Source organism: Mesorhizobium sp. Root102 (assembly GCF_001425625.1).
GTDB lineage: Bacteria > Pseudomonadota > Alphaproteobacteria > Rhizobiales > Rhizobiaceae > Mesorhizobium.
In genome coordinates, this window is record NZ_LMCP01000015.1 from 105,027 (window position 1) to 117,913 (window position 12,887).

Annotated in this window: 11 protein-coding genes; 5 read left to right on the forward strand and 6 right to left on the reverse strand. The window is 62.0% G+C overall.

The features are described 5' to 3' along the window. Positions 1 to 295: 295 nt before the first annotated feature. Complete coding sequence (locus ASD12_RS15980; RefSeq protein WP_056587761.1) at positions 296 to 979, reverse strand: phosphoglycolate phosphatase; 684 nt, start codon at positions 977 to 979, stop codon at positions 296 to 298. Positions 980 to 1,360: 381 nt separating this feature from the next. Between ASD12_RS15980 and rpiA the strand changes: the two genes are divergently transcribed. From rpiA to gor, 3 genes are all read left to right on the forward strand, one after another. Next, positions 1,361 to 2,092, forward strand: coding sequence for a ribose-5-phosphate isomerase RpiA (rpiA, locus tag ASD12_RS15985; RefSeq protein ID WP_056587764.1), 732 nt, complete (start codon positions 1,361 to 1,363; stop codon positions 2,090 to 2,092). Beyond that, positions 2,079 to 2,678: a DUF2059 domain-containing protein gene (locus ASD12_RS15990; RefSeq protein WP_056587767.1), complete on the forward strand. Its 600-nt coding sequence runs from the start codon at positions 2,079 to 2,081 to the stop codon at positions 2,676 to 2,678. Before rpiA ends, ASD12_RS15990 begins: the two co-directional genes overlap by 14 nt. A gap of 238 nt (positions 2,679 to 2,916) precedes the next feature. Continuing rightward, the gene (gor, locus tag ASD12_RS15995; protein WP_056587769.1) at positions 2,917 to 4,308 is read left to right on the forward strand and encodes a glutathione-disulfide reductase; all 1,392 of its coding nucleotides are present in this window, start codon (positions 2,917 to 2,919) and stop codon (positions 4,306 to 4,308) included. Positions 4,309 to 4,345: 37 nt separating this feature from the next. Here the strand turns inward: gor and mgtE are convergent, their stop codons facing one another. Both mgtE and ASD12_RS16005 read right to left on the reverse strand, forming a co-directional pair. Continuing rightward, entirely contained in the window at positions 4,346 to 5,710 is a 1,365-nt protein-coding gene (gene mgtE / locus ASD12_RS16000; RefSeq protein ID WP_056587772.1) for a magnesium transporter, read from the reverse strand. 272 nt (positions 5,711 to 5,982) lie between these two features. Next, on the reverse strand, positions 5,983 to 7,875 hold the full coding sequence (locus tag ASD12_RS16005; protein WP_056587775.1) for an ABC transporter ATP-binding protein/permease: 1,893 nt from the start codon (positions 7,873 to 7,875) through the stop codon (positions 5,983 to 5,985). A 604-nt stretch (positions 7,876 to 8,479) separates the two neighbouring features. Between ASD12_RS16005 and ASD12_RS16010 the strand changes: the two genes are divergently transcribed. Beyond that, positions 8,480 to 8,926 (forward strand): hypothetical protein, encoded by a 447-nt coding sequence (locus ASD12_RS16010; protein ID WP_056587778.1) that lies wholly within the window; start codon positions 8,480 to 8,482, stop codon positions 8,924 to 8,926. A 32-nt stretch (positions 8,927 to 8,958) separates the two neighbouring features. Here the strand turns inward: ASD12_RS16010 and ASD12_RS16015 are convergent, their stop codons facing one another. Both ASD12_RS16015 and ASD12_RS16020 read right to left on the reverse strand, forming a co-directional pair. After that, entirely contained in the window at positions 8,959 to 9,639 is a 681-nt protein-coding gene (locus tag ASD12_RS16015; protein WP_056587850.1) for a DsbA family protein, read from the reverse strand. 17 nt (positions 9,640 to 9,656) lie between these two features. Then, the gene (locus ASD12_RS16020; RefSeq protein ID WP_056587781.1) at positions 9,657 to 11,477 is read right to left on the reverse strand and encodes an extracellular solute-binding protein; all 1,821 of its coding nucleotides are present in this window, start codon (positions 11,475 to 11,477) and stop codon (positions 9,657 to 9,659) included. Between the two features lie 232 nt (positions 11,478 to 11,709). Here ASD12_RS16020 and ASD12_RS16025 point away from each other — a divergent pair, with 232 nt between their 5' ends. Next, positions 11,710 to 12,339 carry an invasion associated locus B family protein gene (locus ASD12_RS16025; RefSeq protein ID WP_027036590.1) on the forward strand — a complete coding sequence of 210 codons (630 nt, stop codon included), beginning with the start codon at positions 11,710 to 11,712 and terminating at the stop codon, positions 12,337 to 12,339. Positions 12,340 to 12,410: 71 nt separating this feature from the next. Here ASD12_RS16025 and hspQ read toward each other — a convergent pair whose 3' ends face one another. Beyond that, positions 12,411 to 12,734, reverse strand: coding sequence for a heat shock protein HspQ (gene hspQ, locus ASD12_RS16030; protein WP_056587784.1), 324 nt, complete (start codon positions 12,732 to 12,734; stop codon positions 12,411 to 12,413). Between the last annotated feature and the right edge of the window lie 153 nt (positions 12,735 to 12,887).

Here is a 12,887-nt window from a genome sequence, read left to right on the forward strand (position 1 = left end):
GCGTTCTGACAAGGTCGATTTATGGCCCCCTCGGGCCTGTCTCCGACAAGACGCCCGTCGCTTCCCCAGGGCAATCGCATATGGATTCTTGCGAAGAAGGACCCCCGCCCTAACCCTCCCCACAAGGGGGAGAGAAGCTGCCGCGTGCTCTTCATCTTTGCGGTCAAAACGTCGGCAATTTTGCTGAGATCAGCGCCGACGGGATCTCCCTCCCCCTTGTGGGGAGGGGTTAGGGGTGGGGGTATTTGTAGGGCGCACGCCTTTGCCCTTTGCGATTGCCTTGGCCGCTTCCCCCTCACTGTCCCGCAGCGGCGATCAGCCTCTGCGCCAGATCGAGCGTCAGCGCGTCGAAATGCGAGATCACCGCCGAAGGTTCGAACTCGCGCACATGGCGGTCGGTGTAGCCGAAATCGACCGCCACCACCGGAATGCCGGCGGCCTTGGCGGTGTCGATGTCGGTTTGCGAATCGCCGACCATCAGCGCGCGATGCGCGTCGCCGCCGGCCAGCTTGATGGTCTCGGTCAGATGGCGCGGATCGGGCTTGCGGAAGGCGAACGTGTCCTGCCCGGCGATGGCCGCGAAATGCCTGGTCAGGCCGAGCGCCTCGATCAGCGCCAGCGAGTTGGCTTCGTATTTGTTGGTGCAGATGGCCAGGAGATAGCCGGCCTCCTCGAAGCGCGCGATCGCCTCGACGACACCGGGGTAGGGGCGCGATTTGCCGGGGATGTTGATTGTGTAGTGGTCGAGGAACAGTTTCAGCAGCCGGTCGTGCTCCGCGACATCGAGCGATCGCTGCTGGGCCGCATGCGCCCGCTCGATCATCACCCGGCCGCCGTGACCGACAAAGCGCCTGAAACCGGCCTCGTCGACCGCCGCGAGCGCGCTGGCGGCAAGGCTGTGGTTCAAGCTGTCGAGCAGGTCCGGCGCTGTATCGATCAGCGTACCGTCGAGGTCGAACACGATGATCGGTCGGGTCATGGTCTGTCCTGCGCAGATTTGTATAAGGGGGAGGCGATAAAGGCTGCGACGCGTCAAGGCAAGCGGGCTGGGGCAAGCCGGCCTGGCAAAGCTCGCTCAGGCAGGTCCAAGAGCCGGGCATTTCGCGGCGAACTTCCAGACATGAAAAACCCGCCAAGGCGGCGGGTCGTTGGCGCAAATCAGCACCATGGGAAAATATGTAGCATAGCTGCCGCCACCGGATCAAGAAAAAATTCCTATCGGAGCTGTAGGGCATCGCTCTCTGTCCGCGCGTGCACAACATGCCACGCGCCAACGGCAGCAGGCCGCCGCCAAAGGCTTTGACCAGACCGGCAAAGATGCTAGGAGCCCAAAACGTCAGGTTTCGGGGCAGCAAACGGCATGGATGCAAGGCAATTGAAGGTCGAAGCCGCACGCGCGGCGCTCGCCCATGTCACGGACGGCATGCGGCTCGGCATCGGCACCGGCACCACGGCCGAAGAGTTCGTGCGGCTGCTTGCCGAAAAGGTCGCCACCGGCATGACCATCGTCGGCGTGCCGACCTCGGAGCGCACGGCGTTGCTCTGCCGTGAGCTCGGCGTGCCATTGTCGACGCTGGAGGAAACACCCGAGCTCGATCTCACCATCGACGGCGCCGACGAAGTCGACCCGGAGCTGACCCTGATCAAGGGCGGCGGCGGCGCGCTGCTGCGTGAGAAGATCGTCGCCGCGGCGTCCCGGCGCATGATCGTCATTGCCGACCGCTCGAAGATGGTCGAGACGCTCGGCCGTTTTCCGCTGCCGATCGAAGTCAACCAGTTCGGCCTGCGCGCGACCGAAATCGCGATTGCTGCCGCGGCTGAAAAGCTCGGTCTTTCCGGTCCGGTCATATTGAGGATGACGGGGGGCCAGGCTTTTGTTACAGACGGCGGCCATTTTATCCTCGATGCATCTTTTGGCCGCATTCCGGATACAAGAGCGCTTTCGAATGCTCTGCACGCCATTCCGGGCGTGGTCGAGCATGGTCTTTTCATCGGGCTGGCTTCAGCGGCCATCATCGCCGGCGGCGACGGTATCCAAACCGTCCATGCCGCCCGAAAACCAGGGAGTTCTACCGATCATGATGTTGCATAACCGGGTTCGCAGCCTTTGCGCCATTCTGGCGGCCTCGGCCGTTCTTGCCTTCTCTTCGCCGGCATTTTCGCAGGATGTCACGGAATCGCACCTGAAGGCCGCCCGCGCGGCGGTCGCGGCGATCCACGCGACCGACCCGTTCGACAACATCCTGCCGCAGGCGGCCGCCGCGCTAGAGTCGCAGCTTATCCAGAAGAACCCGGACATGCAGGAACTGATCGGCAAGACGATCGCCGAGAAGGCACTGGCGCTTGCCTCGCGCCGCGCCGACCTCGAGAAGGAAGCAGCACTCGCCTACGCAAAAGTGTTCTCCGAAAAGGAACTGACCGATATCGCCGCCTTCTACAATTCCGATTCGGGCAAGAAGCTGCTCGATAGCGGCCCAACGGTGACCCGCGACCTGGTCAAGGCAGCCGACATCTGGCAAAACGGCGTCGGCCGCGATCTCGCCCAGCAGGTTGGCGAAACGCTGGCCGCTGCGGCCAAAGCCAAGGCGCAGGCAGCACCAGCCGCGCCTGCTGACGGAGCCGCTCCGGCGGATGGCGCAGCACCCGCCGATGGTGCGGCCCCCGCGGACAACAACTGATCCTGCATTTCAAAACGGCCTAGAGCCCCACCCCGATGGAATCGGGATGGGGCTCTAGCTCTTTATTTGAGCATGATCTCTGGACAAACGGTTTCCGTTTGTCCGAGAAAACCGGATTCCACTTTTCGGGATCATGCTATAGCGGCCATCTGCGAAAGCCCGGCTTGTCCGGGCTTTTCTTTTGATGCCTGGCAGCCTACCTGTCTCTCACATTTCTGAAGCTTGAGGGAGCCGCGTCATGGCCGGTCACGACTACGATCTTTTCGTCATCGGCGGCGGCTCGGGCGGGGTGCGCGCGGCGCGCGTGGCGGCCGCGCTCGGCAAGCGTGTCGGCATCGCCGAGGAATACCGATATGGCGGCACCTGCGTCATCCGCGGCTGCGTGCCGAAAAAACTCTATGTCTATGCCTCGCAATTTCCCGAGCATTTCGCCGACGCCGCCGGCTATGGCTGGACGGTGCCGGAAGCCAGTTTCGACTGGGGGACGCTGGTTGCCAACAAGGATCGCGAGATCAGCCGGCTGGAGGCGATCTACAAGAGGAACGTCGAGGGCGCCGGCGGCGAGACCTTTCACTCGCGCGCCATGATCGTCGATCCGCATGTGGTGCATCTTCTAGGCGAAGATCGCACCGTCACCGCCGACCAGATCCTGATCGCCACCGGTGGTCGCCCGGCGCCGCATCCGGCGCTGCCCGGTCACGAACATTGCATCTTTTCCAACGAGGCTTTCGACCTCAAGGAACTGCCCAAGGCGATCATGATCGAAGGCGGCGGCTACATCGCCGTTGAGTTCGCCAACATCTTCCACGGTCTCGGCGTCGACACCACGCTGGTCTATCGCGGCAAGGAGATACTCAGCCGGTTCGACATGGACCTGCGGCGCATGCTGCACGAGACGATGGAGAAGAAGGGGATAAAGATCCTCTGCCATTCCGTGTCCGAATCAGTGCGCAAGCGGCCGGACGGCCGGCTCGACGCACTTCTCAGCAGCGGCAAGGTGCTGACGGTCGACCAGCTGATGCTGGCCATCGGCCGCATTCCCAACACCGAGAATATGGGCCTGGAGGGCATCGGCCTGGAGATGACCAAGACCGGTGCGATCGCCGTCGACCAATACTCCCGCACCAACATCGACAACATCTGGGCGATCGGCGACGTCACCAACCGCGTGCAGTTGACGCCGGTGGCGATCCACGAGGCGATGTGCTTCATCGAGACCGCCTTCAAGGGAAATCCGACCGCGCCAGACCATGAGACGATCGCCACCGCCGTGTTTTCACAGCCGGAGATCGGCACCGTCGGCCTGTCGGAGGATGATGCCGTAAAACGCTTCGCCGACATCGAAATCTACCGCGCGACATTCCGGCCGATGCGGCACACGCTGTCCGGGCGCGACGAGAAGATGCTGATGAAGCTGGTCGTCGATGGAGCGTCGAAGAAAGTGCTTGGCGCCCACATACTGGGGCCGGACGCCGGCGAGATGGCGCAGCTTCTCGCCATTCCGCTGAAAGCCGGCCTGAGCAAGGATGATTTCGACCGCACGATGGCGGTGCATCCGACAGCGGCGGAAGAACTGGTCACCATGTACAAGCCGACCTATCGCGTGAAGGACGGCGAGCGGGTGGATTGAACTCCGCCGCGGCAAGGCCATTTGCACTCCGGAGCTGCTACAGCAGCGTTCCGCGCAGGATCACCAGCGCCACCGAGAAATAGATCACCAACCCGGTGACATCGACCAGCGTGGCGACGAATGGGGCCGATGCGCTGGCTGGATCGAAGCCGATGCGTTTCAAGGCGAACGGCAGCATCGACCCCGACAGCGAACCGAAGGTGACGATACCGACCAGTGCCGCACCGACCGTCGTGGCGATCAGCGGCCAGTGCGGGCCATAGTCGTAGAACCCCATATATTGCCAGAGCGCGACGCGGCAGATGCCGACCACGCCGAGCATTGCGCCGAGCACGAGGCCGGTCGGCAGCTCACGCAGCGCCACCCGCCACCAGTCGCCAAGACCGATCTCGCGCAGCGCCATCGCCCGGATGACGAGCGACGTCGCCTGCGAGCCGGAATTGCCGCCCGAGCTCATGATCAGCGGGATGAACAGCGTCAGCACGATCGCCTTCTCCAGCTCGCCCTCATAGCTTTGCATGGCGTTGGCCGTCAGCATCTCTGAGATGAACAGCGCGCACAGCCAGCCGCCGCGCTTCTTGATCATGGCGAGAAAGCTCATCTTCATGTACGGCTCGTCGAGGGCCTCCATGCCGCCGAAGCGGTGCACGTCCTCGGTCGTCTCCTCGATCATCGTGTCGACGATGTCGTCGATGGTGACGATGCCGAGGATCTTACCGTGGTCGACGACCGGGACGGCAAGCAGATCGTATTTGGAGATCGTCTGTGCCAGGGTTTCGCGATCGGTCAGCGGGCTGACCGTCACCGGGACGCGGTCCGGCGCCACCGTCATGATCGAGTCATCAGGATCACCGGTGATCAACCGGCGCAGGCCGGTCGAGCGCACAAGCAGGTGCGTTTCCGGATCGACGAGATAGATCGCGTAGACGGTTTCGCGCGTCCGCTCGACCTTGCGGATGTAGTCGAGCGTGCGGCCGACGGTCCAGTCCGAGGGCACGCTGACGAACTCTGTCGTCATGATCGAAGCGGCACTGCCTTCGGGATAGCCGAGAATGGAAAGCAGTGTTGCGCGCAGCGGCGGCGCAAGCCCGCCGAGCAGCTCGGAACGGGCCGGCTCGTCGAGCTCGCGCAGGATGTCGGCGGCGCGGTCGACCGACATGGCGGTGAGCAGCTTGCCCGCCTTGGCGCGCGGCAGCGCCTCCATGAGTTCGGACGCGCCGTCAAGTTCAGGCTGATCGAAGATCTCGACCAGCCGCTCGAACGTCACTTCACAAAGCAGTTCCGTCGCGCTTTCGCGCGGCTCCCTGTTCAGGGCCTCGACAATGTCGGCGACGTGATCGTTGGCTAGGATACGGGCGATCGCGACGGCTTCGTCGCTCGCGACGGCGGTAAATTCGTTCATGGTTCACTCCTTGCCATCCGGCAGGACATGAACCATGAGAGGTCACGTCTAGGCGGACGGCGGTTGCGTTCGACTGTGACTGTCGCCAGGCATGGCGCGGTGACCTTTCCGTTTGCGGGTTCCTAGTTTGACTGTCTGCAAGCGGGCGCAACATAGGAGCGCGCCTTGCCGTGTCAATCGCGGGGAGGGAGGGAAATGCCGGCGAGTGGCACAGATCGCGCGACTGTGATCGCAGGCCGCCGCATGACACGGCCGGCTCGGGTCGAAGCGTCTTATTTCTGCTTTAGCCGACGCGAGAAACGCAGCCACTTGTCCTCGACCGGCCTTGGCTGCGCGAGAATGGTGGTGAGCTCGACAGGCAGGGTCGGAACCAGCGGCTTCTTGGTGGCGACGCCGTCGGCGATAGCGACGATGCTGTGATAGAATTCGCTGCCGGTCATCGATCGCGGCGCCACCGCCTCGTGCATGACGCTGATCACCGTGACATCGGGGCAGTTGTCCTTGATGGCCTGGTGGAAAGCAATTTTACCATCGGGGTCGAGCGCGCCGGTTGCCTCGTCGAGGAACAGCAGTCCCGGCTGCTGCAACACGATACGGGCCACCACCAGCTTCTGTTTCTGGCCGCCCGACAGGACCTGATCCCAGCTTTTGCCTTCGCGGTTTTCGTCGGCCATGTGCTCGATAAAGTCGCCCAGGCCGGCCTTGTGCAGCGCGGACGCGACCTGCGCGTCGCCATGGTCGTGCTCGGAGCCGGGCAGGCAGACCAGCTGTTTCAGCGACACCGGCTGCAGCTTGACCTCCTGGGCGGCATAGAAACTCTTGACGCCTTCGGGGAAAACAATGGTGCCGCGGCCATAGGGCCACAGGCCGTTGATCGCCTTGATCAGCGAAGTCTTGCCGCAACCGGACTCGCCTTTCAGGAAGGTCCATTCGCCGCGCCGGAAGCGCAAATTGGCGGCACTGAGGAACGGCGTGGCATCCTCGCCCTGATGCGCCAGTTCGAGCTTCTGGATGGTCAGACCGAAAACCGGGTTCTGGTTGGTATAGTGGAAGTCGGAGCAGCCGGTCTGGCTGTAGAATTCCTGCGGATGCTGGACATTCTCGATCGCGTTGGCCAGCTCGGTGACACGCTGGCTGTTGGCACGCAGCGTGGCGATGGCGGGCATGACGTGGATGAACCACGAACACTGGCCGATCAGAGAATTGACCAGTTCGGAGCCGGTTATGTAGCCCTTGAGATCGAGGCCGTTGTGGATGAACGGCACCAGGCCTGGTCCGTAGGCGACAATGCGGGCGCCGATGAAATTGTAGATCAGCTCGAACGACATGTAGACGGTGTTGACGATGTTCAGCCGCGTCCAGGTGCCGTCGATGTCGACATAGAGCCGGCCGTGCATGGTCTTCTGGACGCCTTCCCCCTGAGACGCCGCGACATGGAAGCTGCGGCGCAGAAACGTGGTCAGTTCGCCGCGATAGCTGCCTTCGGCCTGCTGCATCCTGACGTTGAGGCGCTCGAGCAGGCTGCCGAGCTTGACCGCGATCCACGTGTTCAGCGGCACGTAGGTGGCGACGGCCAGGAAGGCGAGGACAGCGCTGCCATAGCTGCCGAGGAACTCCAGCCCCTTCACCTCGACGGAGTTTTCGAGCAGCTTCTGGCCGACGAAATAGAGCGAAGTGGCGACGGCCAGCACGCCCATGGCGAGCCCGATGGCGCCGCCGGTCATGTCCTTGATGGATTCCTGGATGCGCTGGTCGATGTTGTCGGGGGCCGGCGCGCCGCTGCCGGTCGACGTATGCTGGGCATGGAAATGCGTATGGTTGCCATCCAGCAACGCTTCGTTGAAGCGGCTGTCCAGCCAGCCGCGCCATTTGCGGTGCAATGTCGCCGAGACAAGGTTGCGGATGCCGGTGAAGCCGGCGTCCTTGAGCACGACCAGCAGCACGAGGATGCCGGCATTGACCAATAGCGAGCGAAGCGGCGTGGTGTTGGCGGCGTCATGGAAGAAGGCGATCGAGTTGACCAGTTCGCCGGAGGCCTCGGCGAACCAGACACCGGCCTTGCTGGAAAGCGCCGTGAGCAGCGCGATCACCAGCGTCAGTGTCCAGGCTTCCTTCCAGCGGTCCGAGACCCAGTAAGCCCGCATCAGGCCCCAGAAGCTGCGCATCGACGATACCGGCGTCTGATGCGATCGCCCTGCGGCATCGCGAGGTGTTTTTTCCGGTACTGACTCTTGCGATGGTCTACCGACCCGAATCACGATCCCGCCCAAACCTTTTTTCTTTTGTTACGGATGGTAACACCAATTGATCATTTTCCATTAATTTTTGAAGCTGGCCGAACGGATTACACCCAACGGCCGTTGCCAAGAGGCAACAGATGACACGCTGAAATAGGGCGGCAACAGCCGGCAAAAATCAGGATATCGTTATTGATTTCAAGCGCTTGACCTGCGGTGGCATGCCGTCGAAGAAGCTTCCCTAAGGGAAGGTTTTCACACGGTTTCGTGTACTCGAAATCGTACGGACCGCGCGATTTTCTCAAAGCGGGCTGGCCCGCACATCGGAAAATTTGCCGTTCGTGACCTCGCCGGGTTTGCCGCTATCGTCATTGCCGGAGGCAGGAAGTGACCGGAAAATCGTCTGAGCGGCGCGTTTCGTCTTGTCGGGTCAGCTCAGGAACTGCGTTTGACAATTCATCCGTTCGGGATTGAACCTTGCCAGCATTGTCGACACCCATGCATGTCCGGTTCTCCAACAAGGAAGTTCCCAATGCTTGCACGCGCGGCCGCAGTCCTGTCCCTCATCGCCTGGCTGCCCCTCTTTGTCTCGGTACCTTTGGCCCATTCCGCCGAGCAGAGCATCCCGGCTAGCGCCGAAGGCCAGATCGAGTTCAACACGCCGTCCGGCAACATCGGCTGCATCTACACGGCAAAAGGTGGCACCAGCACCTATGAGCCGCAGGACGGCGGCCCGGAATTGAGTTGCTCGCGCGTCGAACCGAGCTACGTCACCATCATCCTCGGCCCGAAGGGGCCGGCGACACTGATCAAGAACCCAGGCGAGCAAGGCTGCTGCAGCGATGTCGACAAGCTTGGCTACGGGAACAGCTGGAGCGCAGGGCCGTTCTCGTGCCAGTCGTCAACCAAGGGACTGACCTGCACGGCCACAAACGGCCATGGATTTTTTATCAGCAAGGCCAAGGTGACGGTGAAGTAACGCTTGCTGTTGTCGCGGAGAGGGTGCCGGCCTCAGCCGACCTTTTCCAATTCGCCGCGCGCCTTGGCAGCCGCCACCTGGCGAATGGCATCGGCCAGTGTATCGGCATCCTGCGCGCCCATGACCGCGTATTTACCTTCGAGCAGGAAGCACGGCACGCCTGTTATGCCCATGCGCGACGCGGTGGCGATCTCGGTGCGAACCGCCTCGACATCGGCGTCGGTCGGCAAAAGCGTGGCGGCCACGGATGCGTCCATGCCGGCCTCGCGCGCGGCTTCAACCAGCACGGCATGGTCGCCGATGTTGGCGCCTTCCTCGAAATTCAGCTGGAACAGGCGGCGCACAAGCCTGTTCTGCACGGCTTCGCCGGCAGCACCAGCCCAGCGGATCAGGCGATGCGCATCGAGCGTGTTCGGCGCCACCTTGATGGCGTCGAAGGCGAAGGGGATGCCTTCGGCTTCGCCCAACGGCTCGATGCGGGCATGAATCTCGCGGATGCGCTCGTCGCTGCCGAACTTGGCCAGCATGTAGTCGTGGCGATCCTTGCCTTGCGGCGGAATGGTCGGATCGAGCTGGAATGGCCGCCAACGGACATGCACCTCGGTCCCTTCGACAGCGGCGATCGCTCTGTCGAGCCGCTTCTGACCGATGAAGCACCATGGGCAGACCACATCGGACACCACATCGACGGTGATGGCGTTCAGCTCGCTCATCTCGATCTCCTGACTCTTCAGTTCGGCTTGCGCCACCAGGTCGGCAGTTGATACCCAAATATGGGCGTCTTTTGCGGATGTTCCAGATAGTTCCAGTAGGCAATCCATTGCTGCGTGTTGTGCTGCATCGGCACCATGTAGTTGCCGGAGATCAGCAGCCGGTCGAGAACGCGGACGGCGGCGACATAATCCTCCTTCGAGCGGGCGCGCAGCATCGCTTCGATTGCCGCATCCACCGCGGGATCGGCGACGCCGGCAAGGTTGAACGAGCCTTCCGTCCTCGCCGCGGCCGAACTCCATCGCCCGGTCTGCTCGATGCCGGGCGACAGCGAATTGTTGAAGCCGCTCGATCCGACCAGGACCTCGAAATCGAAGCGCTGCTTGCGCGACTGGATCTGATCGCCGTCGAGGCTGCGAATGGTGACGTCGATGCCGATCTTCTCCAGCGTGCGCTGGTAGATGCCGGCAAGACGCTCCTCGTCCTGGGAGGCGGTCAGTATCTCGAAGCCGAAAGGTTTGCCGTCGGCATCGAGCATCGTCCCATCCTGCACGTGGTAGCCGACGCTCTTCAGCAAGTCGAAGGCTGCCTTCAGTATCCGGCGGTCCTGGCCGGATCCGTCAGTCACCGGTGGCCGGTACGTGCCGTCCATGACATCGGCCGGCACGCGGCCGGGGTAGGGCGCCAGAAGTGCTTTCTCCCTGTCGTCGGCCGGATGACCGATCGCGGAAAGCTCGGAATTCTGCCAGTAACTCATCGTGCGGGTGTATTTGCCGCCAAACAGGTTCTTGTTGGCCCATTCGAAGTCGTAGAGCATGCCGAGAGCGCGCCGCACGACCGGGTTGGCGAACTTCTGCAGCCTTGTGTTGAACAGGAAGCCGGTCACCACGGGCGGAATGCCGGTGTCGAAGGTTTCGGCGACCACGTCGCCCTTGTGGAAGGCCGGAAAATCGAGATCGCGCTCGCGCTTGACCGGATCGCTGTCGTCGTCGATGGCACAAAGGCCTTTCTTGAACGCTTCGAGCTTGGCGTTGGCGTTGAGGAAATACTCGATGGTGATCTGGTCGTAATTGTCGAAACCGCGCTTGGCGGGGACATCCTTGCCCCAGTAATCTGCGTTGCGCTTGAAGACGATGCGCTGGCCGGGCTGTACCTGCGCGATCGTATAGGGACCACTGCCGATCACCGGCTTAAGCGTCGTCTTGTCGAAGGTCTCCTTGTCGAAGGCGTGCTTCGGGATGATCGGGGTCAGCGCGATGATCAGCGGGAATTCGCGATCGGCCTTGTCGTTGAAGATGAAGCGCACGCTGTGGTCGCCGGTCTTTTCGAGCTTGGCGACCCTGGCCATGCGGTCGCTGTAGGGCGGGCGACCTTTCTCCGTATAGACGTCATAGCTGAACAGCACGTCCTCTGGCGTCACCGGCTGGCCGTCCGACCACTTGGCTTTCGGATTGAGGTGGAATTCGATGCTCTTGCGCTCGGGATCCATGTCGGCTGTTTCGGCCAGCAGCCCGTAGAGCGTGAAGGCCTCGTCGGCATTGCGCTGCATCAGCGGTTCGAAGACCAGATTGCCGAAGATGGTGTCCATCATACCGCGCGCCGTCGTGCGCAGGCTCTTGAGGATGAAAGGGTTGAGGTTGTCGAAACTGCCGACGACGCAATAAGTGATGTTGCCACCCTTCGGCGCGTCCGGATTGACGTAGTTGAAATGCGTGTAGTCGGACGGCAGCGCCGGTTCGCCCTGCATGGCGATCGCGTGCTTCGGCTCCGATGCGGCCGGCTGACGCGAAAGCGCGAGAAACGATATCGCGGTGATCAGCCAAACAAGAACGCGGCCCATGACCGTCTCCTTAACAGATCGGCTTGATGATTCGGTGCGCACCCTAGCATGAGGCAGCTGCGCGCCGGCCAACCGCGCGTTCAACAATTGCTGACATCGGGCTGGATTCGGCCTCGCTTGCAGTGTAACACGCCCTCCGAAGTCATTCTGTTGCCTCATTTCGGCAACAGGTAGCTGGACCACACGGCACGAAGAAGCCGGTCCCGGGATCATTTGAGAGGAAGTGCACGACATGACGAGCCTGAACAGCAACGCGTACCGCCTGTCGGTCATGGCCGCTGGCGTGATCGGCTTTCTGGGCGCAGGACTTCCCGCTGCTTCCGCACAGCAGCAACAGCAGATTCCGCAAGGCTGGTTCAAGGCCTGCACCAAGCAGGAAGACGTCGACATCTGCAACGTCCAGAACATCACCACCGCCGGCAACGGCCAGCTGGTCACGGGCGTCAGCCTGATCGAGCTCAAGGGCAAGGTGAACCGTAAGGTGTTCCAGGTGACGGTCCCGACCGGTCGTCTGGTGCCTCCCGGCATCGGCCTGCAGATCGACACCGGCAAGGCGCAGAAGCTCGATTATGTGATCTGCTTCCCGGATCGTTGCGTGGCCGAAGTGCCGCTGACCGATCAACTCGTTGCCGCGTTCAAGAAGGGCCAGGCGATCACGCTGACCTCCGTCAATTTCCAGAATCAGCCCAATCCGATCAAGATTGCCCTGCAGGGCTTCAGCGGCGCCTATGACGGCCCGGCGCTGCAGCAGTCGGATATCGAGGACCGGCAGAAGAAGCTTCAGGACTTCGTCGCCAAGAACAACCAGGATTTCGCCAAGAAGCTGAAGGAAGAGCAGGACAAGGCCAAGACCGCCAACTGATCGGCCGAATTCGCCGAGCCAACAAAAAAGCGGGGTCATGCCCCGCTTTTTTGTGCTCGTCTCTCAATAGGTTAGTGCCTGGACTGTCGTTTCGGCTGGTAGCCTCCGTCCGGCTTCTTGTCGAACATCTCCTTGATCTGCGGATGCCGGACCGGCTCACCCGACTGATCCTCGAGCAGATTCTGCTCGGAGACGTAGGCGATGTATTCGGTCTCCGAATTCTCAGCGAGCAGATGGTAGAAGGGCTGATCCTTGCGCGGCCGCACATCGGCGGGGATAGCTTCGTACCATTCGTCGGTGTTGGCGAATTGCGGATCGACGTCGAAAATGATGCCCCGGAATGGAAACAGCCGGTGGCGAACCACCTGTCCGATTGCGAATTTGGCTGTTTTCATCGTACTCACCACTGAATTCCTTCGCTTTATTTGGCGCAGACTGCGCATCAATTCAATCCCGTAGCGTTTGACGGCGCCTCTAAGCCACGCAGGGCACGGTGCAAAGGTTTTGCTGCACGCGGCCATGTCGATGACCGTCGATGACGCTGAAAC

What these genes read in the sequence shown, in the direction of transcription:
- mgtE (WP_056587772.1), bottom strand. Translation starts at nt 5,710, where the DNA reads ATGAACGAATTTACCGCCGTCGCGAGCGACGAAGCCGTCGCGATCGCC.
- ASD12_RS16025 (WP_027036590.1), top strand. Translation starts at nt 11,710, where the DNA reads ATGACGAGCCTGAACAGCAACGCGTACCGCCTGTCGGTCATGGCCGCT.
- ASD12_RS15980 (WP_056587761.1), bottom strand. Translation starts at nt 979, where the DNA reads ATGACCCGACCGATCATCGTGTTCGACCTCGACGGTACGCTGATCGAT.
- ASD12_RS16005 (WP_056587775.1), bottom strand. Translation starts at nt 7,875, where the DNA reads ATGCGCAGCTTCTGGGGCCTGATGCGGGCTTACTGGGTCTCGGACCGC.
- gor (WP_056587769.1), top strand. Translation starts at nt 2,917, where the DNA reads ATGGCCGGTCACGACTACGATCTTTTCGTCATCGGCGGCGGCTCGGGC.
- hspQ (WP_056587784.1), bottom strand. Translation starts at nt 12,734, where the DNA reads ATGAAAACAGCCAAATTCGCAATCGGACAGGTGGTTCGCCACCGGCTG.
- ASD12_RS16020 (WP_056587781.1), bottom strand. Translation starts at nt 11,477, where the DNA reads ATGGGCCGCGTTCTTGTTTGGCTGATCACCGCGATATCGTTTCTCGCG.
- ASD12_RS15990 (WP_056587767.1), top strand. Translation starts at nt 2,079, where the DNA reads ATGATGTTGCATAACCGGGTTCGCAGCCTTTGCGCCATTCTGGCGGCC.
- ASD12_RS16015 (WP_056587850.1), bottom strand. Translation starts at nt 9,639, where the DNA reads ATGAGCGAGCTGAACGCCATCACCGTCGATGTGGTGTCCGATGTGGTC.
- rpiA (WP_056587764.1), top strand. Translation starts at nt 1,361, where the DNA reads ATGGATGCAAGGCAATTGAAGGTCGAAGCCGCACGCGCGGCGCTCGCC.
- ASD12_RS16010 (WP_056587778.1), top strand. Translation starts at nt 8,480, where the DNA reads ATGCTTGCACGCGCGGCCGCAGTCCTGTCCCTCATCGCCTGGCTGCCC.